The 19032-nt window shown below is 60.2% G+C and carries 23 protein-coding genes and 1 pseudogene; 13 read left to right on the forward strand and 11 right to left on the reverse strand.

Translation table 11 applies throughout. From position 1 onward, the window contains the following. Window positions 1-11: 11 nt before the first annotated feature. Together EQV97_RS08410 and EQV97_RS08415 are read left to right on the forward strand one after the other, a co-directional pair. Window positions 12-1313, forward strand: a complete 1302-nt coding sequence (locus EQV97_RS08410) for a serine/threonine transporter (RefSeq protein WP_240888809.1) — start codon at window positions 12-14, stop codon at window positions 1311-1313. Between the two features lie 284 nt (window positions 1314-1597). Next, window positions 1598-1915: a DUF3509 domain-containing protein gene (locus tag EQV97_RS08415; RefSeq protein WP_240888810.1), complete on the forward strand. Its 318-nt coding sequence runs from the start codon at window positions 1598-1600 to the stop codon at window positions 1913-1915. Here the strand turns inward: EQV97_RS08415 and EQV97_RS08420 are convergent. Beyond that, the gene (locus EQV97_RS08420; RefSeq protein ID WP_045061403.1) at window positions 1912-2412 is read right to left on the reverse strand and encodes a phosphate-starvation-inducible PsiE family protein; all 501 of its coding nucleotides are present in this window, start codon (window positions 2410-2412) and stop codon (window positions 1912-1914) included. The two genes, EQV97_RS08415 and EQV97_RS08420, sit on opposite strands and share 4 nt — an antisense overlap. A 274-nt stretch (window positions 2413-2686) precedes the next feature. Between EQV97_RS08420 and EQV97_RS08425 the strand changes: the two are divergent. Further along, window positions 2687-2926: pseudogene (locus EQV97_RS08425) on the forward strand (YebG family protein); the annotation flags it as partial. A gap of 173 nt (window positions 2927-3099) precedes the next feature. On the opposite strand, the gene EQV97_RS08430 reads toward EQV97_RS08425, so the two are convergent. After that, on the reverse strand, window positions 3100-4119 hold the full coding sequence (locus tag EQV97_RS08430) for a Glu/Leu/Phe/Val dehydrogenase dimerization domain-containing protein (protein WP_045061405.1): 1020 nt from the start codon (window positions 4117-4119) through the stop codon (window positions 3100-3102). Window positions 4120-4294: 175 nt separating this feature from the next. On the opposite strand from EQV97_RS08430, the gene EQV97_RS08435 reads away from it, so the two are divergent. Further along, window positions 4295-5098 carry a transglutaminase family protein gene (locus EQV97_RS08435; protein WP_122837554.1) on the forward strand — a complete coding sequence of 268 codons (804 nt, stop codon included), beginning with the start codon at window positions 4295-4297 and terminating at the stop codon, window positions 5096-5098. 133 nt (window positions 5099-5231) lie between these two features. Here the strand turns inward: EQV97_RS08435 and maiA are convergent, their stop codons facing one another. From maiA to hmgA, 3 genes are read right to left on the reverse strand one after another with little or no spacing between them, the layout of a single operon-like run. Beyond that, window positions 5232-5867 carry a maleylacetoacetate isomerase gene (maiA, locus tag EQV97_RS08440; protein ID WP_240888811.1) on the reverse strand — a complete coding sequence of 212 codons (636 nt, stop codon included), beginning with the start codon at window positions 5865-5867 and terminating at the stop codon, window positions 5232-5234. Window positions 5868-5879: 12 nt separating this feature from the next. Next, entirely contained in the window at window positions 5880-7184 is a 1305-nt protein-coding gene (fahA, locus tag EQV97_RS08445; RefSeq protein ID WP_240888812.1) for a fumarylacetoacetase, read from the reverse strand. 3 nt (window positions 7185-7187) lie between these two features. Next, entirely contained in the window at window positions 7188-8498 is a 1311-nt protein-coding gene (gene hmgA / locus EQV97_RS08450; RefSeq protein ID WP_240888813.1) for a homogentisate 1,2-dioxygenase, read from the reverse strand. A gap of 164 nt (window positions 8499-8662) precedes the next feature. On the opposite strand from hmgA, the gene EQV97_RS08455 reads away from it, so the two are divergent. Continuing rightward, the gene (locus tag EQV97_RS08455; protein ID WP_240888814.1) at window positions 8663-9454 is read left to right on the forward strand and encodes an IclR family transcriptional regulator; all 792 of its coding nucleotides are present in this window, start codon (window positions 8663-8665) and stop codon (window positions 9452-9454) included. Between the two features lie 2 nt (window positions 9455-9456). On the opposite strand, the gene EQV97_RS28875 is transcribed toward EQV97_RS08455, so the two are convergent. From EQV97_RS28875 to EQV97_RS08475, 5 genes are all read right to left on the reverse strand, one after another. Then, the gene (locus tag EQV97_RS28875) at window positions 9457-9588 is read right to left on the reverse strand and encodes a hypothetical protein (protein ID WP_276614251.1); all 132 of its coding nucleotides are present in this window, start codon (window positions 9586-9588) and stop codon (window positions 9457-9459) included. Between the two features lie 415 nt (window positions 9589-10003). Next, window positions 10004-10915 (reverse strand): SDR family oxidoreductase, encoded by a 912-nt coding sequence (locus EQV97_RS08460; protein ID WP_122837549.1) that lies wholly within the window; start codon window positions 10913-10915, stop codon window positions 10004-10006. A gap of 175 nt (window positions 10916-11090) precedes the next feature. Then, window positions 11091-11993 carry an alpha/beta hydrolase gene (locus EQV97_RS08465; protein WP_240888815.1) on the reverse strand — a complete coding sequence of 301 codons (903 nt, stop codon included), beginning with the start codon at window positions 11991-11993 and terminating at the stop codon, window positions 11091-11093. Further along, on the reverse strand, window positions 11993-12775 hold the full coding sequence (locus EQV97_RS08470) for a class II aldolase/adducin family protein (RefSeq protein WP_122837547.1): 783 nt from the start codon (window positions 12773-12775) through the stop codon (window positions 11993-11995). The genes EQV97_RS08465 and EQV97_RS08470 overlap by 1 nt, the downstream gene beginning before the upstream one ends. Before the next feature lie 102 nt (window positions 12776-12877). Beyond that, entirely contained in the window at window positions 12878-13333 is a 456-nt protein-coding gene (locus tag EQV97_RS08475; RefSeq protein WP_122837546.1) for a flavodoxin, read from the reverse strand. Between the two features lie 102 nt (window positions 13334-13435). Between EQV97_RS08475 and EQV97_RS08480 the strand changes: the two genes are divergently transcribed. After that, the gene (locus tag EQV97_RS08480; RefSeq protein WP_122837545.1) at window positions 13436-13894 is read left to right on the forward strand and encodes a PAS domain-containing protein; all 459 of its coding nucleotides are present in this window, start codon (window positions 13436-13438) and stop codon (window positions 13892-13894) included. Window positions 13895-13966: 72 nt separating this feature from the next. Then, entirely contained in the window at window positions 13967-14572 is a 606-nt protein-coding gene (locus tag EQV97_RS08485; protein WP_122837544.1) for a hypothetical protein, read from the forward strand. A gap of 1 nt (window position 14573) precedes the next feature. Here the strand turns inward: EQV97_RS08485 and EQV97_RS08490 are convergent, their stop codons facing one another. After that, the gene (locus EQV97_RS08490) at window positions 14574-15533 is read right to left on the reverse strand and encodes a MerR family transcriptional regulator (RefSeq protein ID WP_122837543.1); all 960 of its coding nucleotides are present in this window, start codon (window positions 15531-15533) and stop codon (window positions 14574-14576) included. A gap of 211 nt (window positions 15534-15744) precedes the next feature. On the opposite strand from EQV97_RS08490, the gene EQV97_RS08495 reads away from it, so the two are divergent. From EQV97_RS08495 to EQV97_RS08520, 6 genes are all read left to right on the forward strand, one after another. Continuing rightward, entirely contained in the window at window positions 15745-16314 is a 570-nt protein-coding gene (locus tag EQV97_RS08495; RefSeq protein ID WP_240888816.1) for an antibiotic biosynthesis monooxygenase, read from the forward strand. A gap of 232 nt (window positions 16315-16546) precedes the next feature. Beyond that, window positions 16547-17257 (forward strand): dihydromonapterin reductase, encoded by a 711-nt coding sequence (gene folM, locus EQV97_RS08500; protein ID WP_240888817.1) that lies wholly within the window; start codon window positions 16547-16549, stop codon window positions 17255-17257. 22 nt (window positions 17258-17279) lie between these two features. Beyond that, complete coding sequence (gene folE, locus EQV97_RS08505) at window positions 17280-17855, forward strand: GTP cyclohydrolase I FolE (protein ID WP_225570933.1); 576 nt, start codon at window positions 17280-17282, stop codon at window positions 17853-17855. Window positions 17856-17857: 2 nt separating this feature from the next. Beyond that, the gene (folX, locus tag EQV97_RS08510) at window positions 17858-18229 is read left to right on the forward strand and encodes a dihydroneopterin triphosphate 2'-epimerase (protein ID WP_045061421.1); all 372 of its coding nucleotides are present in this window, start codon (window positions 17858-17860) and stop codon (window positions 18227-18229) included. A 96-nt stretch (window positions 18230-18325) separates the two neighbouring features. Continuing rightward, window positions 18326-18622 (forward strand): DUF1244 domain-containing protein, encoded by a 297-nt coding sequence (locus tag EQV97_RS08515; protein WP_007944633.1) that lies wholly within the window; start codon window positions 18326-18328, stop codon window positions 18620-18622. Beyond that, on the forward strand, window positions 18615-18953 hold the full coding sequence (locus EQV97_RS08520; protein WP_225570932.1) for a HopJ type III effector protein: 339 nt from the start codon (window positions 18615-18617) through the stop codon (window positions 18951-18953). Before EQV97_RS08515 ends, EQV97_RS08520 begins: the two co-directional genes overlap by 8 nt. Window positions 18954-19032: the final 79 nt, after the last annotated feature.

The following is a 19032-nucleotide window of genomic DNA, read 5'->3' on the forward strand; positions in this document are numbered from 1 at the left end:
AGGCCAATACGATGACCGATGTACGTACACCTGCTGCCGAAAATCCTGCTGTAGAAGTAACACGCGACACCGCGACCGTCAGCAAAGGCTGGAGCAAACACGACACCACCTGGATGCTCGGCCTCTACGGCACGGCGATCGGCGCTGGCACCCTGTTCCTGCCGATCAACGCCGGAGTCGGTGGTTTCTGGCCCCTGCTGATCCTTGCAGTGCTGGCGTTCCCGATGACCTTCTTCGCACACCGTGGCCTGACCCGCTTCGTGCTGTCCGGTCGCTCTGGTGACATCACCGAAGTGGTGGAAGAACACTTCGGCATTGGGGCCGGCAAGCTGATCACCTTGCTGTACTTCTTCGCGATTTTCCCGATTCTGCTGGTGTACAGCGTCGCGCTGACCAACACCCTGAGCAGCTTCATGGAACACCAGCTGCACATCGCCCCGCCGCCGCGCGCCATCCTGTCGCTGGGGTTGATCCTTGGCCTGATGGCCATCGTTCGCTGCGGCCAGGGCGTGATCGTCAAATGCATGAGCGTGCTGGTCTACCCTTTCGTCGCCGCATTGCTGCTGCTCGGTATCAGCCTGATTCCGAACTGGAACGGCGCGTTCTTCGCCACCGCCAGTGAAGGCATGCCGATGCCGCTGTTCTTCAAGACCCTGTGGCTGGCAATCCCGGTAATGGTGTTCTCGTTCAACCATTCGCCGATCATCTCGGCTTTCGCGGTGGATCAGAAACAGCGCTACGGCGAACAGGCCGAAGCCAAGAGCAGCGGCATTCTCGCCATTGCTCACGCAATGATGGTCGTCACAGTGATGTTCTTTTGCTTCAGCTGCGTGCTGGCGCTGTCCCCGGCTGACTTGGCGGCGGCGAAGGCACAGAACATCTCGATCCTGTCTTACCTGGCCAATCACTTCCAGACACCAGTGATCGCTTACGCGGCGCCATTGATTGCCTTGGTGGCGATCACCAAATCCTTCCTCGGCCATTACATCGGCGCCAGCGAAGGTTTCCAGGGCCTGATCGTCAAGAGCCTGCGCGGCCGTGGCAAGGTCATGTCCGCCACCTGGCTGAACCGCGCGACGGCGGTGTTCATGATCCTCAGCTGCTGGGCAGTGGCGACGTTCAATCCGAGCATCCTGGGCATGATCGAGACACTCGGCGGCCCCATCATCGCGTGCCTGCTGTTCCTGATGCCGATGTACGCCATCCGCCGCGTACCGGCATTACGCCAGTACTCGGGCCAGGCTTCGAATGTGTTCGTGGTGTTGATCGGCTTGATTGCACTGTCTGCGATCATCTTTTCATTCCTGCCCTGAAACGGGCGGAAATCACCAGGCGCTGCAGGTGTACGCTTGCTCCGGGCGGCGATCAAGGATGATCGTCAACGCGGGGGGAAAGCTTGCAGCCCGCGCCGTTCTCGGGTTCTTCGCGAGCAAGCTCGCTCCTGCAGGGTTGTGCTTTTGTTCGACAATCTTTCCGGCATGCCGCTTGCTACGTTCCCCGGGAGAGATCGCAAGCGGCCAGCCGATGGTCCGGTCATGCGAACCAACCCGATCATGGTCGGTCAACAACTGCACGTTCAATCAGGCGGTGACGCATCATGAACAATCCTTTTCAGCTCATTACCGATGCCTTCGCGCCGGATTACCAGATCAACCTGAGCATTCAGGGACTCGACGGCAGCATCATGCTGACGTTGTCCAACAGCGGTCGCGTGGTGGCCAAACGGATGATCAGTGCCGAACAGCGCAATGATCCCAAGCGGCTCAAGCGCCTGGTGCAAAGCATTCAGTTCGGCATCGCCATCGAGCAGGGCCACAGTGCCGTGGCCATTCTCGAAGCGATGACCGACGGCGACAACCGGACGCTGCCACCGCCGCCAGCCAAGGGCTTGCCGCGTCCGGCGATCGGGCTTTAAAGCTCGCCCTTTTCCACTTCGGGATGCTCGCTGGAACCCGCGCCGACCTTGCGCTGCGGGTGCTCGATCTTCACCGAAGGGAATTGCGAGGAGGCATACCGCACCACCAGAATCGCGAACGCCAGCAGCAGGATGCCGCCGCACAGGTAGATGATGCCGATATCCGGTGGGTTGTGATGCGACACGTTGGAAATAAGCAGGCGAGTCAGTGCGGTGATGGCCACGTAGATCAGGAAGCGTACCGGCATGTGGTTGGTCTTGAAGTAGATCCCGACCATGGCGCCCAATTCCAGGTAGATGAACAGCAGCAGGATGTCATCGATCTTGATGTGTCCCTTGTCCAGCATTCCCAAAAATTCCATCACCGCCGCCCAGGCGGTTACTGCTCCGATGGCGAACAGTGCCAGGTAGTGGAAGCTTTCGACGAACAGGTTACCCAGGGATTCGGCCAGTTGGTGCACGTTCTGCCGCAGTTTCTCGGCCCAGTTGATTTTCACGGTGGTTCTTCCTTAGGTCGGTTTGACCGGATGATGCGGTTTTGACGTGACGGTTGTTTGGCATGCAGAAAAAAGGCCAGGGGTTGGAAGGTGAGATGGCGGCCGGGTGATGGGAGGCACTTTGGGGACACCAACAACCCGCCACTCCCCAGTCAAAATACGGCTACAGTGAAATGCCACTACCCAAAGCGGCAGGATTCGCTTATCCTTTTAGCTGTATATAGATACAGTGGTCGAATACGACAACTTAATGTGAAGGCATGTGAGGTGGTGAATGGCCGTCGAAGTGGTATACCGCAGCAGCCGAGATCTGGAGCGCTTGTTCATGGATAAAGCCGAAGCTGACCGTCATGACAAAATGCTCGAACTCGCCGAATTGCTGGCTGAAGTGTTGCAAAAAGCCGTTCCGTCCCTGACCGAACAGCAAGTGGAAGAAGCCGGGATCTACATGGCGAAAAACCGCGACGTGTTCGCCAAGGCTTTCAAAAGTCAACCAGACGCCTTGTCCGAACTGTTGAGCGCGCCTGCCGAAGTGGTTGCCCCCGCTGAAGTGGCGCAAGAACCTGAAGCGGTTGAACCCGCTGCCCCCGCCAAACCTGCAAAGGCGGCAAAAGCACCAAAGTAATCAGCGCCCGAATTGAACAGGCCCTGAGTCCAGCGACTCAGGGCCTTTTTCATGCCTGGGCATCAGCGATACAACACCCGCTCCGCCAGCTCATCTGCCACCCGCGCAGGAGAACGCTTTTCCGCCTGGGCATGGGCGAACACCTCGGTGAGACGGGAGCTGATTTTCGACAGGTGCGCGGTAATGGTGGTCAGCTCTTCACCACGGTGCTTGAGCGAGACATAGATCAACCCGCCGGCATTGATCACATAATCGGGGGCGTACAAAATCCCCCGCCGCTCAAGCAAGTCGGCGACTTCGACATGGGTCAACTGATTGTTCGCCGAGCCCGCCACCGCCGAGCAGCGCAATTGCGACACGCTGTTGCTGTTAAGGACTCCGCCCAGGCCGCATGGCGCGAGGATATCGCAGGGCGTGCTGAGCAATGCATCGTTGGCGATTGGATGAGCGCCCAGTTGCTCCATCGCAAGCTGGACCTTGCCGTGGTCAATGTCGCTCACCAGCAGTTCAGCGCCGGCCGCATGCAGCTGTTCCGCCAACGCGTAACCCACATTGCCCAACCCCTGGATTGCCACGCGCAGGCCTTCAAGGTTATCGCTGCCCAGGCGTGCCATTGCCGTGCTGCGAATACCGGCAAACACCCCCATTGCGGCATGTGGGGCAGGATCACCGGCCGAGGTGGTGCTGGTGACATGCTGGGTCTGTTGGGCGATGCAATCCATGTCGGCTACCGAAGTGCCGCTGTCGATAGCGGTGATGTAGCGCCCGTCGAGTTGGTCGACGCAACGACCGAACGCTTCAAACAGCGCGGCGCGGCTTTCCACGTGCATCGGCCGGATGATTACGGCAACTCCGCCACCTTGGGCCAGGCCGGCAAGCGCCGCTTTGTAGCTCATGCCCCGGGCCAGGCGCACAGCGTCCTCGACGGCGGATTCGTCGTCAGGATAGGCAAGGTATCGACATCCGCCAAGGGCCGGGCCCAGACGGCTGTCATGAATGGCAATGACCGCCTTCAACCCGGTGACCGGGTCGACGCTCAGATGCAGCGATTCAAGGCGATTGCTTTGCATGAGAGCGAACATCGTAAGGCTCCCGAAAATCACTTCTTGTAGTCGCCAGTATAGGCTCGCGCCTGAATTTTGCTGAAGCACGCCGGAATAAGCAGCGCTCGGGTTAAGGGATTCGGACATAACCTTTCGGGGCACTGGACGAATGAGGGAGACGGGGCTAAAACGAGGCATGTCCCGGGAGATTTTGATGACGCCCCGCCAATGCTTCTTCGAGTGCCTGCAACGATCACCGCCCGCGCTGTTCGAGGCGGCGCTGTGGATCTGCGTCGAGCATGACCAGGAGCTGAACGTCGAATCCCTACTGGCTGGGTTCAGGGATCTGCAGCAGCGGGTTAGCCATGGCTTGCCCATGTTGCCGGTGAGCGAGTTGGCGCAACCGTTGCTGCGCCGCATGAATGACCTGGGATTTGCCCAGGACGACTTCACGCCGCTGCGTCCGCAGGCGGCATTGCTGGACAAGGTGCTGACACGCCGACGCGGACAACCCCTGGCGCTGGGCTTGATCGCGCTTGAGCTGGCACGGCGCCTGGAAATACCGATGGTCGGGGTCAATTTCCCGGGGCATTTTCTATTGCGGGTTCCGGGCGCCGACCACCTGCTTGATCCTTGCGGCGGGCGGCGTCTGTACCCGAATGATTGCCGGGAGTTGCTGCATCGCCAATACGGTCCGAACATGAAGCTGAGCGCCGAGCATCTGGTCACCGCCGAACCGCTGCAGATGCTGCAACGTCTGTCCCGCAACCTGCGCCAACTGCATCTGGCTCACGATGATTATATCGGTGCCCTGATCGATGCCGAGCGGGTACTGGAACTGGGCAACGCCAGCGCCGCCGACTACCTGGCCCGGGCGAGCCTGTATCAAAGACTGGACTGTCCCAATGCCGAACGCTTCGACCTGGAGCATGCATTGATGCTCAGCGAAGATCCGATCCAGCGGATTCGCCTGACCGAACGGCTGGGGCACTTGCCGCCAAACACCATCGTCCACTGACACCCAATCCTGTGGGAGTACAGCTTGCTCGCGAGGGCGTTGTGTCAGTAGACATTGATGTTGAATGACACACCGCCATCGCGAGCAAGCTGTGCTCCCACAGGTTGCCGGATGTTTATATTGGCGTGTGCAGTCAAGGAGTGTCCGGCTGATTGGCCGGGTGTGCCTTGATGAATGCCGGGTGAGCCGCTGCCAGCGCCGCCACTCGACGAATCCGCGGCCAGGCCTGCGGGGAGATGTTGAAGCGCTCAGCCGCATACAGCTGCGGTATCAGATAAACATCCGCCACCCCAGGTTGCGATCCGAAACAGTACCCCTGGTTACCAATCAACTGTTCCACGGCCCCAAGCCCCTGACTGATCCAGTGCCCGATCCACTCGACTACCTGCTGTTCATCGTGACCCAACTGCCGAAGCCTGTTGAGCACGCTGACATTATGCAGCGGGTGCACATCGCAGCCGATCAGCGCCGCGACCCCGCGCTCATGGGCGCGAGCGACCAGATCGGTGGCCAACAGCGGCACCTGTGGATAACGTTCCTCGAGGTACTCAATGATCGCGGGCGACTGGATCAACAGATCGCCTTCATCCGTGCGCAAGGCCGGCACGCGGCCTTGCGGGTTGATGCCCAGATACGGCGCCTGGCGGTGCTCGCCCCCCGCCGGCGCGATCAGATTGACCGGCAGCGCCTGATAGTCCAGGCCCTTGAGTGCCAGGGCAATCCGCACCCGGAAGGACGATGTCGAACGGTAATAGGTAAAGAGTTCCATCGGCCGATCCTCTTAACGCGCCGGCAGCACTTTGCCGCGGCACTCGCCAAATCCGATGGAGGCAAACCCGTCCCGGCTGCAACGGGCGCGCAGGATGATCTCGTCACCGTCCTCGAGGAATTTACGCACCTCACCACTCGCCAGTTCAATCGGCTTTTTCCCGCCTTCGGTGATTTCCAGCAGGCTGCCGAACTGACCGTTCTTCGGGCCGGACAAAGTGCCCGAACCGAACAGGTCGCCCGCCTGCAACTGACAGCCGTTGACACTGTGATGCGCCACCATCTGCGCGACGGTCCAGTACATGTGCCGGGTGTTGCTCAGGGTCAGGCGATGGGCCGGCAGATTCTGCTCGCGCATTGTTTCGGTGAGCAGCAGGACTTCCAGTTCAATGTCGAAAGCCCCGGCGGCCTGGTCACGCGGGTCGTACAGATACTGCAGCGGTTGCGGATCGCCTTGGGGACGTGCGGGCTGGGCACGGCGGAACGGCTCCAGTGCTTCAGCCGTCACCACCCAGGGCGAGATGCTGGTGATGAAACTTTTCGACAGGAATGGCCCCAGTGGCTGGTACTCCCACGCCTGGATGTCCCGCGCCGACCAATCGTTGAGCAGGCAGAAACCGGCGATGTGATCGGCGGCGTCAGCGATGGCGATCGAGTCGCCCATTTCGTTGCCCTGGCCGATCCAGATGCCCAGTTCCAACTCGTAGTCCAGCCGTGCGCACGGACCGAACACCGGCTCGGCCTGGCCGGCCGGCAGGGTCTGGCCTTTGGGGCGGCGAACGTCGGTACCGGAGGGGCGAATGGTCGAGGCGCGACCGTGGTAGCCGATTGGCACGTACTTGTAGTTCGGCAGCAGCGGGTTGTCCGGGCGGAACAGTTTGCCGACGTTTTGCGCGTGCTCGATGCCCACGTAGAAGTCGGTGTAATCGCTGATTTTCGCCGGCAGGTGCATCACGCAGTTTGCCGCCAGCGGCAGCAACCTGGCGCCCTGGGCTTCGATTTTGCCGTGCAGGGTGCTGCCTTCTGCCAGCAACTGCAGCAGCCGCTCACGCAACGCCTTGCGCGCTGGCGTACCGGCCTGGAAAAAAGCATTCAGTTGCCCGCCGCAGGTGGCCTCGGCCGCCGCTTTGGCATCGCCTTCGAACAGGCCGGCATCCAGCGCCGCTTCCAGATCGAAGATGTGATCGCCGATGGCCACGCCACTGCGCGGTGCCCCGCCGTCGATGCTGAACACGCCCAGTGGCAAGTTCTGCAACGGAAAATCGACATGGCCGTTGGCCGAAGCAACCCAGCTGCGAGTAGTGGAAGTCTGAGTCATGGGTTATCTCCGGGTCGGGTCGAAAGTGGCGGGCAGCGTGGCCCAGCAAGTGTCGTAGTTTTTCTGTAATTGCGGGCACTCCAGGGCGAACCGGCTCGGGCGCAGGACCTGGCAGGTTTCGAACATGAAGGCCATGGTGTTATCGATTTTCGCCGGCGCCAGTTCAGCGTTGATTGCCCGGGTACAGGTTTCGCCGTCGGGCCCATGGGCGCTCATACAGCTGTGCAGGGACGCACCGCCCGGCACGAAACCTTCGGCCTTGGCGTCGTACTCGCCCTTGATCAGCCCCATGAATTCATTCATCAGGTTGCGGTGGAACCAGGGCGGACGGAAGGTGTTCTCGGCCACCATCCAGCGTGGCGGAAAGATCACGAAGTCGAGATTGGCCAGGCCGTGGGTGCTGGTGGGCGATGTCAGGACGGTAAAGATGGAGGGGTCCGGATGATCGAAACTGACGGTGCCGATGGTGTTGAACCGGCGCAGATCATATTTGTACGGCACGTTGTTGCCGTGCCAGGCGACCACGTTAAGCGGCGAATGATCGAGCTCGCAGCCCCACAGCTGGCCGAGGAATTTCTGCACCAGCGTGGTCGGCTGCTGGAGGTTTTCATAATGCGCGACCGGCGCCAGGAAGTCCCGAGGGTTGGCCAGGCCGTTGCTGCCAATAGGCCCGAGGTCCGGAAGGCGCAGCGGCGCCCCATGGTTTTCGGCAATGTAGCCACGGGCCTGCGGGTCCAGCAATTCGACGCGAAATTTCATGCCCCGGGGCAGCACGGCGATCTCCAGCGGCTCCAGCTCCAGCACCCCCAGCTCGGTGGCGATGCGCAGGCGACCCATCTCGGGGACCAGCAGCAACTCACCGTCAGCATTGAAAAACACGCGCTCCATGGAGCGGTTTACACGGTAGCTGTAGATGCTGATGCCGGACGGTTTTTCCGCCGCTGAGTTGGCCACCATGCTGACCAGCCCGTCGACGAAGTCGGTCGGCTCATCCGGCATGTCCAGCGGGTTCCAGCGCAGGCGATTAGGGGTCACCTCACCCAGCGGGCCGCCCGCCAGTTGGCGTTCAAGCTTGACGAACGCGGGATGATTGGCCGAGGGCTGGATGCGATACATCCACGTGCGCCGCGACTCGGCGCGGGCCATGGTGAAGGCCGTGCCAGACAGCAGTTCGGTGTACAGCCCGTACGGGGCTTTCTGCGGAGAGTTCTGCCCGATCGGCAAGGCGCCAGGCAGGGCTTCGCTGCTGAATTGGTTACCGAAACCGGACTGGTAGGCAGGCCCGGCTGCGGACGCGGTTGAATCGAGGTTCATGGAGCCTCCTGAACAGGGAGCAGGCCGTGGCCAGTCCTGCTTTGCAGAAATCTCGGCACGCCCGGGTTATTTTTATCGTAATTCGATTACGCATAACGTAATTTGATTGGTTTCTACCGTCAAGCTATAAAGACGCCCATTCGTAACAGGATCAGATCGCCTTCATGGAAACGCCGCGTAGCAACGACAAGCAGAAAGTCCGCTCGGCCGAGGTCGGCACCGACATCCTCAGGGCGCTCGCCGAGTTGTCGCCTTCGACTTCGCTGTCACGCCTGGCCGAACATGTGCAGATGCCGGCGAGCAAAGTGCATCGCTACCTGCAGGCGTTGATCGCCAGTGGTTTTGCCGAACAGAACTCCGCGACCAACCATTACGGCCTGGGCCGTGAAGCCCTTCGCGTGGGCCTGGCAGCCCTGAACAGTATGGACGTGCTGAAAGTCGGCGCGCTGCCCCTGGCCGACTTGCGCGACGAACTGAACGAAACCTGTTTCCTGGCGGTGTGGGGCAACCAGGGCGCGACGGTTGTGCACATTGAACCCGCGATTCGTGCCGTCACGGTGGTGACTCAACTGGGATCGGTGTTGCCACTGCTCAGCTCGTCCACCGGCCTGGTATTTGGTGCCTTCTTGCCTAAGCGCGAAACCGTGGATCTGCGCGAGATGGAACTACAGGCAGGCAAACCCCACCCGCTGGCGGACGACCAGGCCTACGCGACGCTGTGTGAACGCATCCGCGACCGCGGCCTGCATCACGTGCACGGGTTATTGATGCCCGGCGTGGATGCATTGTCGGCGCCGGTGTTCAACGCCGTGGGCCAGGTGGTGGCGGTAATGACCATTGTCGGCCCGGCGTCGTTGTTCCACGCCGATGAAGACGGCCCGGCAGCGCAGCGATTGCTGGCCGCTACCCGCGCCGTCAGCTGGCGCATGGGCTTTGAGCCCGCCCCTGCCCAGTGACCTCAGGATGAGGCAACAGACTGACTGCTGACCTGAAACCGCACGCCAAGGTAAACGGTGTCGGCGATCTGCCGTTGCTGCATCAAGCGCTCCGCATCGCGCAGCAGCACGAACGCCTGGGCGTCATCCGCCAAAAAAGAAGGGTGGCCTGAGCGCCAAGGACTTCGCGCGGGATATGCACGGGGTGGACGGGGCGGTATCAGGAACGTGGATGCGAAACGCCGCACTGTTGCCGATGCTGCAACAGTGCATGTCGGTAATCGCTATTTTTCCTTTGGGAACAAGGCTTTATTCTGGGCGGGCTTTCAGGGGAACAGGCTGGAGGCGCGGATCGATGGCGGTGTGTTGTTGTCCACTGCATCGTTGACCAGATTCAGATGAATCGAAGCTTTTTCGGTTCGTTGCACCCTGTACACAGACGTTGATTTGTAGCTCCTTAATCGAACGTCTTACTTTGGCCGCTGCGTTTGCAGCGGCCTTTTTTATGGGCGTTTTTGTGGGAGCAACGCTTTGCTCCCCCAAGTGTGGCCACAGAGAAAAAACCTGCGTTTACAACGAGTACTTCTGCAAATTCCCCATCATCTCCTTCAGCGCGTCGATATTATCCTTGGGATGCGCGGCCCCCTCGAAATCACAAATCTGCTGCCAATTCGCCGCCACATCTTCCGGCGAGAATCCCGCCCGCGGATCAAACCCGACGCCCAGGCTGCGTTCCCAGCGAACTTTGCCCATCCAGCCACCCCCTACCTCGAACAGCCCTGAAGTTTCCTGGCAGTTTTCACTGGCGAGGTACACCACCAGCGGGCTGACCAGCTCGGGCTTGAGTTGTTCGAACACTTGCGGCGGGATAAGGCCTTCGGTCATGCGGGTGCCGCCGGTGGGGGCGATGGCGTTGACCAGAATATTGTTCTTGCGACCTTCAATGGCCAATGTGCGGGTCAGGCCGTAGAGGCCGAGTTTGGCCATGCCGTAGTTGGACTGGCCGAAGTTGCCGTAAATGCCGGAAGTCGACGCAGTGAAGATCACCCGGCCGTAGTTTTGCTCGCGCATATGCGGCCAGGCCGCGCGGGTCACCTTGTAGGCGCCCTCGACGTGGACGCGGTAGACCAGGTCCCAATCGGCGTCTTCCATTTTGTGGAAGGTTTTGTCGCGCAGGATCCCGGCGTTATTGACGACTACATCGACCCGGCCGAAGGCGTCCATGGCGTGCTGGACGATTTTGTCGCCGTCAGTGACGGAGTCGTGGTTGGCTTCGGCGATGCCGCCCGCTTCGCGAATTTGCGCGACCACTCGATCAGCCGCCGAAGCGTTGGCGCCCTCCCCCTGGGCCGAACCTCCCAGGTCGTTAACCAGAACCTTCGCGCCCTGACTGGCGAACAGCAACGCGTGGGCGCGACCGAGGCCGCCGCCGGCACCGGTAATGATCACGACTTTATCTTCGAAGCGCACAGACTCACTCATGGGGGACAACTCCAGGCCAAAGGGACATGGGCCCGAGTGTCAGGCACGGGGCTGCGGGTCACAATGAAAACGGCTGGGGCTGAATAGTGCTCGATAAGGCAGGGGGATGATGCGTTAAAGCTCGCAGCCTTCGGCAGTTCCTGCAGAAACGCAGACAGCGATATTTACCGCAGATTTACGAACAGGCGACCTTGCGCGGCAGTAACACGCAATTGTCGCGGAACGCCAGGTAGTGCTTGAGCACCTGCGCAGGCGCTTCGATTTGTGGATAGTGACCAATACCGGGCAGCACGACCGTATCGGGGTTGGGTATCAGCTGGCGATAGCGTTCGACCATGTGGCCCCCGGAAATGGGATCGGCCTCGCCATCGATCACCCGCATGGGCACTTCGTTGCGTTGCATGGCGGCGACCCAGCGATCACGCTGGGCGCGGCGCTCGGGAATGTAGCCAATGAGTTTGTGCATGATGCGCGGGCCACGGTTGCTTTCCACCAGACTCCAGAAGTCGTCCATCTCGCTCTCGCTCGGGCCACTGTGAGGGCCGAAGACATGCCGGAAACTCTTCACCAGCGCGTCTCGGTTAAAGGCCCGCCCGATCATCCAGCCCAAGGGGCTGAGCAGCAGTTTCTGTACCAGCAAGGCACGATGGGTTTCAGGAAACAGGCCGCCATTGAGAAATACGCAGCTGGCCAGCTCGATGCGCGTCTCGTGGTGCCGCGCCAACAGTTCCTGGGCAACGCTGTCACCGTAATCGTGGGCAAGCACATGCACCGGGTCTGCGACTTGCAGGTGCGCGAGCAGCGCTTGCTGCAAGTCGGCTTGCTCCAGCAGGCTGTAGTCATGCTGGGCGGGCTTGGCAGAATCACCGAAGCCGAGCATGTCGCAGGCAATCACCCGGTAACGCTGGGCCAGTGGCTGCCACAGGCAATGCCAGTCCCAACTGGCGGTGGGGAAACCATGGAGGAGCAGCAACGGCTCACCCTGCCCCGCCGTCCAGTAACGGATGTGCTGGCCACGGAAAATGAAAGTCTGGCCGCGTTTGCGCCAAACGCACAGCGGAATCTCGGCGAGTGCCATCAGAGTTTATAACCCGGGTCGAATTGATCGAGTTTGCGCAGCAACGCTGGCCAGGCCAGTGCGCCACCCATCCCTTGAGCACTTTTGGTCACACCCGCAATCATCGCCTTGGCCCCGGCCAGAATCTGCGGCTCGATGGCGATCAACTCGGCACCACCGTTTTGCGCCAGCACCTGGATATCGCAGGCGCGCTGGAAAATGAACATCATCAGGAAGGTATCGGCGATGCTGCTGCCACAGGTCAGCAGCCCATGGTTGTGCAGCACAAGGAAATTGTTCTGGCCCAGGTCGGCTTGCAGTCGCGCTTTCTCCTCATGGTTGAGCGCGACACCTTCGTAAGCGTGATAGCCCAGGCTGGACAAGACGAACAGCGACTGCTGGCTGATCGGCAAAACGCCCTGCTTCTGCGCCGACACCGCGACACCGGCCGCCGTATGGGTGTGCAGCACGCACACCACGTCGTGACGCACTTCATGCACGGCGCTGTGGATGGTGTAACCCGCCGGATTGATCTCGTAGGGGCTGTCCATCAACTTGTTGCCGGCCTGATCGACCTTGACCAGGCTCGATGCAGTGATCTCGTGAAACATCAGCCCGTAAGGGTTGATTAGAAAATCTTCAGTACCAGGCACTTTGGCAGAAATGTGCGTGAAGATCAGGTCATCCCAGCCATGCTGGGCGACCAGCCGATAACAGGCGGCCAGATCAACGCGAGCCTGCCATTCGGCGGCGCTGACCTGATCTTTGACGTCAGGCGGTGACGAGACGGGGGCTACGCTCACGACAAGGAACTCCTGTTCTTATTGTTTTGCACGTGACAGCAGTCTAGTCAGCCTCCGGGATTCGCGTAGTTGCATTGGCAGCCAGCTTGATGGCCGAGCGAGTCAGTTACGTAACGCCTCCACCAGTTCTGCCAGCCAGGGCTCGGCATCTGTTTCCGGGGTCACGCTCTCGCTGGCGTCCAGGCGTAGCATCGGCAGTACTTCACGAACGCCCAGCTCGCCGAACAGTTCACGCATCAGCTCACCGCCGCCGCAAAAAGTATCGCCGTAGCTCGCATCGCCAAGGCCGATGACCGCACCCGGCAGACCGCGCCAGGCCGCCGGCAACTGGTCGCGAATGGCGAAATACAGTGGCTGCAGGTTGTCTGGCAGCTCGCCCATGCCGGTGGTCGAGGTCACTGCGAGCAAGGCTTCGGGGCCGAAATCCTGAACGTCTGCAAGCGTTGCCCGAGGGTTGTGCCAGGTGTCGAAACCGGCCTCCTTCAAAATGCCTGCCGCGTGACGAGCGACTTCTTCGGCAGAACCGTAAACCGAGCCGGAAAAAATGGCGACTTTCATCAATCTGATCCTAATGCTGAGTAAATAAGGAGGATATTACCAGCAGGCCCCCAATGGTTTCTTTTAGAATGCGAAGGTCAATCAGACAGGAAAGGATTCTCAATGATCAACGCCCAGCTGCTGCAACTGGTCATCAACGCCTCCAATGACGGTATCGTGATTGCCGAAAAAGAAGGCGATCGAGACAGCATCCTGATTTATGTAAACCCGGCATTTGAACGCATGACGGGCTATTCCAGCGAGGAAGTGCTGTACCAGGATTGCCGCTTCCTGCAGTCCGGCGACCGTGACCAGGACGCATTGGCGGTCATTCGCGAGACCTTGAGCAAAGGTGGCTCATGCCGGGAAACGCTGCGCAATTACCGCAAGGATGGCTCGCCCTTCTGGAACGAGCTGTCGCTTTCCACGGTAAAAAACGCAAGCGACGGTATAACGTACTTCGTTGGCGTGCAGAAAGACGTCAGCACTCAGGTCAAGGCGCAGCAGCGAGTTGCCCAGCTTGAGGCTCAATTGGCTGAACTCCAGGCCGAGCTTGCCGCGCTGAAAGCGACGAACGGTTAAAACAAAAAGGCGAATTAATTGTCATTAACTACAATCACCGATGACTTTGTAACTATTTCTTTCGAGTAGATCATGCAACGCGACGCGCTCCTGACGCAGGATGAGCTGGATTTTATCCAGACCATGCAACACAACCCGCAACTGAACATGCGGGATGCGACGTCGAGCCTGTTGGTAAATGGTGGTTCGCAAATCCGTGACCTGCTCACGCGCCTGGCTGCGCACGAGCAAGTCACCATCCAGGCCAATTTCGAAAACCAGCAGATGACTTTTCCGTTGCACCTGGTCGAAGACGAATTCCATGCGCTGCACCTGCGCCTTGGCGTGCCCAGCATCTACGAAGACGGGCCGATGGTCAGGCCTTGGCGCCTGGTGCTCGAGGAGCCCGTAGCACTGGAAAACGCCAACGGCCAGCCAGGTACCCTGTGGGTGCATGAGGTGTCGTTCAAAGGTGTACTGCTGGAAGTGCGCAACAAGACCAAACCGCCGAAACACTTCGCCTTGTGGTTCAGCCCGTCCGGCTATGAACGGATCGCGTTGCGCGGAACATTCGAGAAAGAAACCGAAAGCGGCTTTTTTGCTTATCAGTTAAGTCAGAGCGACAAGGACGAAACCGAGCGGCTGCGCCAGTTCATCCTTCAGCAACATCGCCTGACCCACCCCGCCCTGCACCTCTGATCTACGTATCGAGATTGCCCGCCAGAAATTGTTTCAGGCGCTGGCGCATCACTACGCCTTCACTGCCCAGGCAACCGATCGACGACTCGGCCAGGCTTTCTTGCGCCAGGTCAGACGCATCACCGGCCAGGAATAACTGACAATCCAGGCTCAGGGCCAGACGATTCAGACGTCGAGGAAAGTCGGCAGCCGGCGCGTGATTGGACACCAGTACCAGTGCCTGCGGCTTGACCCGCTCGCAGACCAGGGTGAGTTCGTCAAAAGGCTGGCCGATCGACAGGAACTGAATGGCCGAGTCGACATGGCCGAGATACAGCGCCGTCACCAGTACCTCAAGCTCACGGGCCTGGTCGCCCAAGGCGCAGACAATCACCCGGCGCGGTTGCATGACGCGCATCAGTTGCAGGCGCTGCAACACCCGGGAGCGCAGGAAACCGTCGAGAAATAGCCATTCGCTGGTTTGCCCGAACCCATCATGGCGCAGCAGCAACTGTTGCCATAACGGCATGAGGATGTCCTGAAAGACCACCGCCAGTGGATAACTCGAAAAGATCTGGCCGTAGATCTGTTCCAGCAGCACTTCATCAAAACCACTGACCGCCGCCTGCACTTGCTGCTGCCACTGGGCATAGTCGGCGAGCACCAGTTCGTCAGGGATGATTTTCGCCAGGGCCTGGAGGGGCTCGGCCTTGGCCAGGATCTTGCCGACCTTGCTGACCGCTACACCGCGCTCGATCCAGCCGAGGATACTGCGGACCTTTTCGATATCGGCCATGGAGTACAGCCGATGCCCGCTTTCGGTGCGCGTGGGCTGAAGCAGCCCATAACGACGCTCCCAGGCTCGGAGGGTCACCGGATTGATTCCGGTCAGGCGCGAGACCTCCCGAATGGGAAACAGGTCTTCGCGCTCCAGCGAACGGGCTTGCAGCGTAGAAGGAGCGATGTCAGTCAATACAGGCATTTCGCGGCCCACGTCCGTGTATGAATCAGTACTTATCTTAACTCCCCTGCCCCACGACCACTCAAGAAATTCATGAATGACCGAAGGCGCTGGTGAATTATGCAGAATCAGGAATAATCCTTGCTTGATTCAACGCGCAGTCCATTACCCCGGTGCTGCGCCTGGCGAATCTCCTACCCGGAGAGACGCATTTGTCTTACGGAGATACACAATGTCTACTTCCCCCGTCACGCTGATGGTTGCGCGTCGAGTCGCCGATGGGCGCTATCAGGACCTGATGGACTGGCTGCGCGAAGGCGAACAGCTGGCCACCGACTTCAAGGGTTATCTTGGCTCCGGCGTGCTTGCTCCGCCGCCCGGCGATAACGAATTCCAGATCATCTTCCGCTTCGCCGACGAGCAAACCATGCACGCCTGGGAGCACTCCGCCTCGCGTACAGCCTGGCTGGCGCGCGGCAGCGACCTGTTTGCCCACCCCAAGGAGCATCGGGTCAGCGGCATTGAAGGCTGGTTCGGCGCCGCAGGCGCACGTCCGCCGCGCTGGAAACAGGCGGTGGCTATCTGGCTGGCGTTCTTCCCGGTGTCGTTGTTGTTCAACTTTTTGCTGGAGCCGTTGGTGGGCGAGCTGAGCCTGTTGCCCCGGGTGCTGGTCAGTACGCTGTGCCTGACGCCGTTGATGGTTTATTTCTTTATTCCGCTGTCGACGCGAGTCCTGGCGGGATGGCTGAGTGGTAATGCTGCCCGGCGGGTGGCGGTGAAGGCGTCTGCGCAGAATCATTGAAGCCACCACCACTGCGAGGTAGGAGCGAGCTCGCTCGCGATGGTCGCCAACGATGACGCGGGGCAACAGGGTGGCTGCCGCGACCTGCCGACCATCGCGAGCAAGCTTTGCTCCCCCAGTGCTCAGGTCGCAGTACTGAATCCCTCAATCCTCAATCCTTGAGTCCACAGGACGGAGGTAGATCCACCCCGGCGCTGGTATAGTTTGGCTCTTACCGCAAAGCGAGCCCGACATGACCTCTTGCGCAGCCCCAATCCTCATCACCGGTGCCGGCCAGCGAGTCGGCCTGCACTGTGCGCAGCGATTGCTCGAGGAAGGTCAGCCGGTCATCTTCAGCTATCGCAGCGAACGCCCCGGTGTGCAGGCCCTGCGCGATCTGGGCGCCACGGCGGTGTTCGCCGACTTCTCCAGCGAAGCCGGGATTCTCGCCTTCATCGCCGAACTGAAAACCCACACCGACAGCCTGCGGGCCATCGTGCATAACGCCTCCGAATGGCTGGCTGAAACCCCAGACACCGACGCGCTTGCCTTCACCCGCATGTTCAATGTACACATGCTGGCGCCCTACCTGATCAACCTGCATTGCGCCGACCTGCTTGAACGCTCGAGCCCGGCAGACATCGTGCACATCAGTGACGACGTGACGCGCAAGGGCAGCAGCCGCCACATCGGCTATTGTGCGAGCAAGGCCGGCCTCGACAGCCTGACGCTGTCCTTCGCCGCGAGGTACGCGCCGACCATCAAGGTCAACGGCATTGCGCCGGCCCTGCTACTGTTCAACCCTGAAGACGACGCAGCGTACCGCGCCAAGGCCCTGGCCAAGTCCGCGCTGGGGATTGAACCCGGTAGCGAAGTGGTTTATCAATCCCTGCGCTACCTGCTCGACAACCCTTATGTCACCGGCACGACCCTGACCGTCAACGGCGGACGGCACGTCAAATAGACGGCCCCCGCGAGGATGTTCCATGACTCTAACGCTACCCCGCAACGCCCTGTCCCAGAGCTATCGCGAGATCCTCATCGGCATTGGTGAAAACCCCGACCGTGAAGGCCTCATCGATACTCCGGCGCGAGCGGCCAAGGCCATGCAGTACCTCTGCCATGGCTATGAACAGAGTGTCGAGGACATCGTCAACGGCGCGCTGTTTTCCTCGGATACCGACGAGATGATCATCGTTGCCGACATCGAGCTGTACTCGTTGTGCGAACATCACCTGCTGCCCTTCATCGGCAAGGCCCATGTGGCTTATATTCCGACTGGCAAGGTGCTGGGCCTGTCGAAGATCGCGCGGCTGGTGGACATGTTCGCTCGCCGCCTGCAGATCCAGGAAAACCTCACCCGGCAAATCGCCGATGCGGTGCAAGCGGTGACCGATGCCGCCGGCGTCGCGGTCGTTATCGAAGCACGGCACATGTGCATGATGATGCGCGGCGTCGAGAAACAGAACTCGACCATGAACACTTCGGTGATGCTCGGTGCCTTTCGCGAGTCGAGCAATACCCGCCAGGAGTTCCTGCAATTGATTGGACGGAGCAAGTAGCAATGCCACAACTTCAGCCAGGAATGGCACGCATCCGGGTCAAGGACCTGTGTCTGCGCACCTTCATCGGAATCAACGAGGACGAGATCCTCAACAAACAGGACGTGCTGATCAACCTGACGATCCTGTACGCGGCCCAGGAAGCGGTGCGCGACAACGACATTGATCACGCGCTGAACTACCGCACCATCACCAAGGCGATCATCGCTCACGTGGAGGGTAATCGCTTCGCGCTGCTCGAACGCCTGACCCAGGAAATCCTCGATCTGGTGATGCTCAACGAATCGGTGCTGTACGCCGAGGTCGAAGTGGACAAGCCACACGCACTGCGCTTCGCCGAGTCGGTATCAATAACGCTTGCAGCCAGCCGCTAGCTGCAAGTTGCAGACTTGAAGCGGTAAACTGCGAGCCAACGCCATCCACTTTTTACAGCTTGAAGCGTGCCGCCTGCAGCTGTCTCAGAGATCCCTATGACCGATCAACAACGCCTCGAACTCGAAGCCGCCGCTTTCCGCCGGCTGGTGGCGCATCTCGATAGCCGCAAGGATGTGCAGAACATCGACCTGATGAATCTCTCCGGGTTCTGCCGTAACTGCCTGTCCAAGTGGTACAAAGCCGCCGCCGATGAACGCCAGATCGACGTCAGCCTCGATGACGCCCGCGAAGTCGTGTACGGCATGCCGTACGCCGAGTGGAAAGCCCAATACCAGCAAGAAGCCAGCGCCGAACAACAGGCGGCGTTCGCCAAAGGAAAACCCAATGAGTGACTTGAATACCCTGCGCGCCAGCCTGCAGAGCGGCGAACACGTTTTTGCCGACACCCTGGCCTTTATCGCAGCGGGCTACGACTACCAACCCCAGGCCTTCAGCAACGGCGGCGTGGACAACGCTGCCGGCCAGAACGAAGGCTCGTGCAAGACCCTGGGCCTGGCGCTGCTGGAAGGCCTGAGCGATGAAGAGGCTCTGCTGGCGTTCGGTGAACATTACCGTTCGGTGCTGGCGACGCCCGAGGGCAGCGATCATGGCAATATCCGGGCGTTGATTACCCACGGGCTGGCGGGTGTGAAGTTCAGTGCGCAGCCGCTGACTCGTCGTTGACCTAACAGCAAAAGCAAAAGATCGGGCCGCGTTCGGACGATCTTTTGATCTTCAAAAACATCCCGACTTTTAAGATTGA

It is taken from the genome of Pseudomonas sp. TMW22090, from assembly GCF_022496665.1.
In the GTDB taxonomy this organism is placed as follows: domain Bacteria; phylum Pseudomonadota; class Gammaproteobacteria; order Pseudomonadales; family Pseudomonadaceae; genus Aquipseudomonas; species Aquipseudomonas gregormendelii.

What these genes read in the sequence shown, in the direction of transcription:
- EQV97_RS08515 (WP_007944633.1), top strand. Translation starts at nt 18,326, where the DNA reads ATGACCGATCAACAACGCCTCGAACTCGAAGCCGCCGCTTTCCGCCGG.
- EQV97_RS08460 (WP_122837549.1), bottom strand. Translation starts at nt 10,915, where the DNA reads ATGAGTGAGTCTGTGCGCTTCGAAGATAAAGTCGTGATCATTACCGGT.
- EQV97_RS08430 (WP_045061405.1), bottom strand. Translation starts at nt 4,119, where the DNA reads ATGTTCGCTCTCATGCAAAGCAATCGCCTTGAATCGCTGCATCTGAGC.
- hmgA (WP_240888813.1), bottom strand. Translation starts at nt 8,498, where the DNA reads ATGAACCTCGATTCAACCGCGTCCGCAGCCGGGCCTGCCTACCAGTCC.
- EQV97_RS08455 (WP_240888814.1), top strand. Translation starts at nt 8,663, where the DNA reads ATGGAAACGCCGCGTAGCAACGACAAGCAGAAAGTCCGCTCGGCCGAG.
- EQV97_RS08415 (WP_240888810.1), top strand. Translation starts at nt 1,598, where the DNA reads ATGAACAATCCTTTTCAGCTCATTACCGATGCCTTCGCGCCGGATTAC.
- EQV97_RS08475 (WP_122837546.1), bottom strand. Translation starts at nt 13,333, where the DNA reads ATGAAAGTCGCCATTTTTTCCGGCTCGGTTTACGGTTCTGCCGAAGAA.
- maiA (WP_240888811.1), bottom strand. Translation starts at nt 5,867, where the DNA reads ATGGAACTCTTTACCTATTACCGTTCGACATCGTCCTTCCGGGTGCGG.
- EQV97_RS08520 (WP_225570932.1), top strand. Translation starts at nt 18,615, where the DNA reads ATGAGTGACTTGAATACCCTGCGCGCCAGCCTGCAGAGCGGCGAACAC.
- EQV97_RS08410 (WP_240888809.1), top strand. Translation starts at nt 12, where the DNA reads ATGACCGATGTACGTACACCTGCTGCCGAAAATCCTGCTGTAGAAGTA.
- EQV97_RS08480 (WP_122837545.1), top strand. Translation starts at nt 13,436, where the DNA reads ATGATCAACGCCCAGCTGCTGCAACTGGTCATCAACGCCTCCAATGAC.
- folE (WP_225570933.1), top strand. Translation starts at nt 17,280, where the DNA reads ATGACTCTAACGCTACCCCGCAACGCCCTGTCCCAGAGCTATCGCGAG.
- fahA (WP_240888812.1), bottom strand. Translation starts at nt 7,184, where the DNA reads ATGACTCAGACTTCCACTACTCGCAGCTGGGTTGCTTCGGCCAACGGC.
- folX (WP_045061421.1), top strand. Translation starts at nt 17,858, where the DNA reads ATGCCACAACTTCAGCCAGGAATGGCACGCATCCGGGTCAAGGACCTG.
- EQV97_RS08485 (WP_122837544.1), top strand. Translation starts at nt 13,967, where the DNA reads ATGCAACGCGACGCGCTCCTGACGCAGGATGAGCTGGATTTTATCCAG.
- EQV97_RS08495 (WP_240888816.1), top strand. Translation starts at nt 15,745, where the DNA reads ATGTCTACTTCCCCCGTCACGCTGATGGTTGCGCGTCGAGTCGCCGAT.
- EQV97_RS08490 (WP_122837543.1), bottom strand. Translation starts at nt 15,533, where the DNA reads ATGCCTGTATTGACTGACATCGCTCCTTCTACGCTGCAAGCCCGTTCG.
- EQV97_RS08435 (WP_122837554.1), top strand. Translation starts at nt 4,295, where the DNA reads ATGACGCCCCGCCAATGCTTCTTCGAGTGCCTGCAACGATCACCGCCC.
- folM (WP_240888817.1), top strand. Translation starts at nt 16,547, where the DNA reads ATGACCTCTTGCGCAGCCCCAATCCTCATCACCGGTGCCGGCCAGCGA.
- EQV97_RS08465 (WP_240888815.1), bottom strand. Translation starts at nt 11,993, where the DNA reads ATGGCACTCGCCGAGATTCCGCTGTGCGTTTGGCGCAAACGCGGCCAG.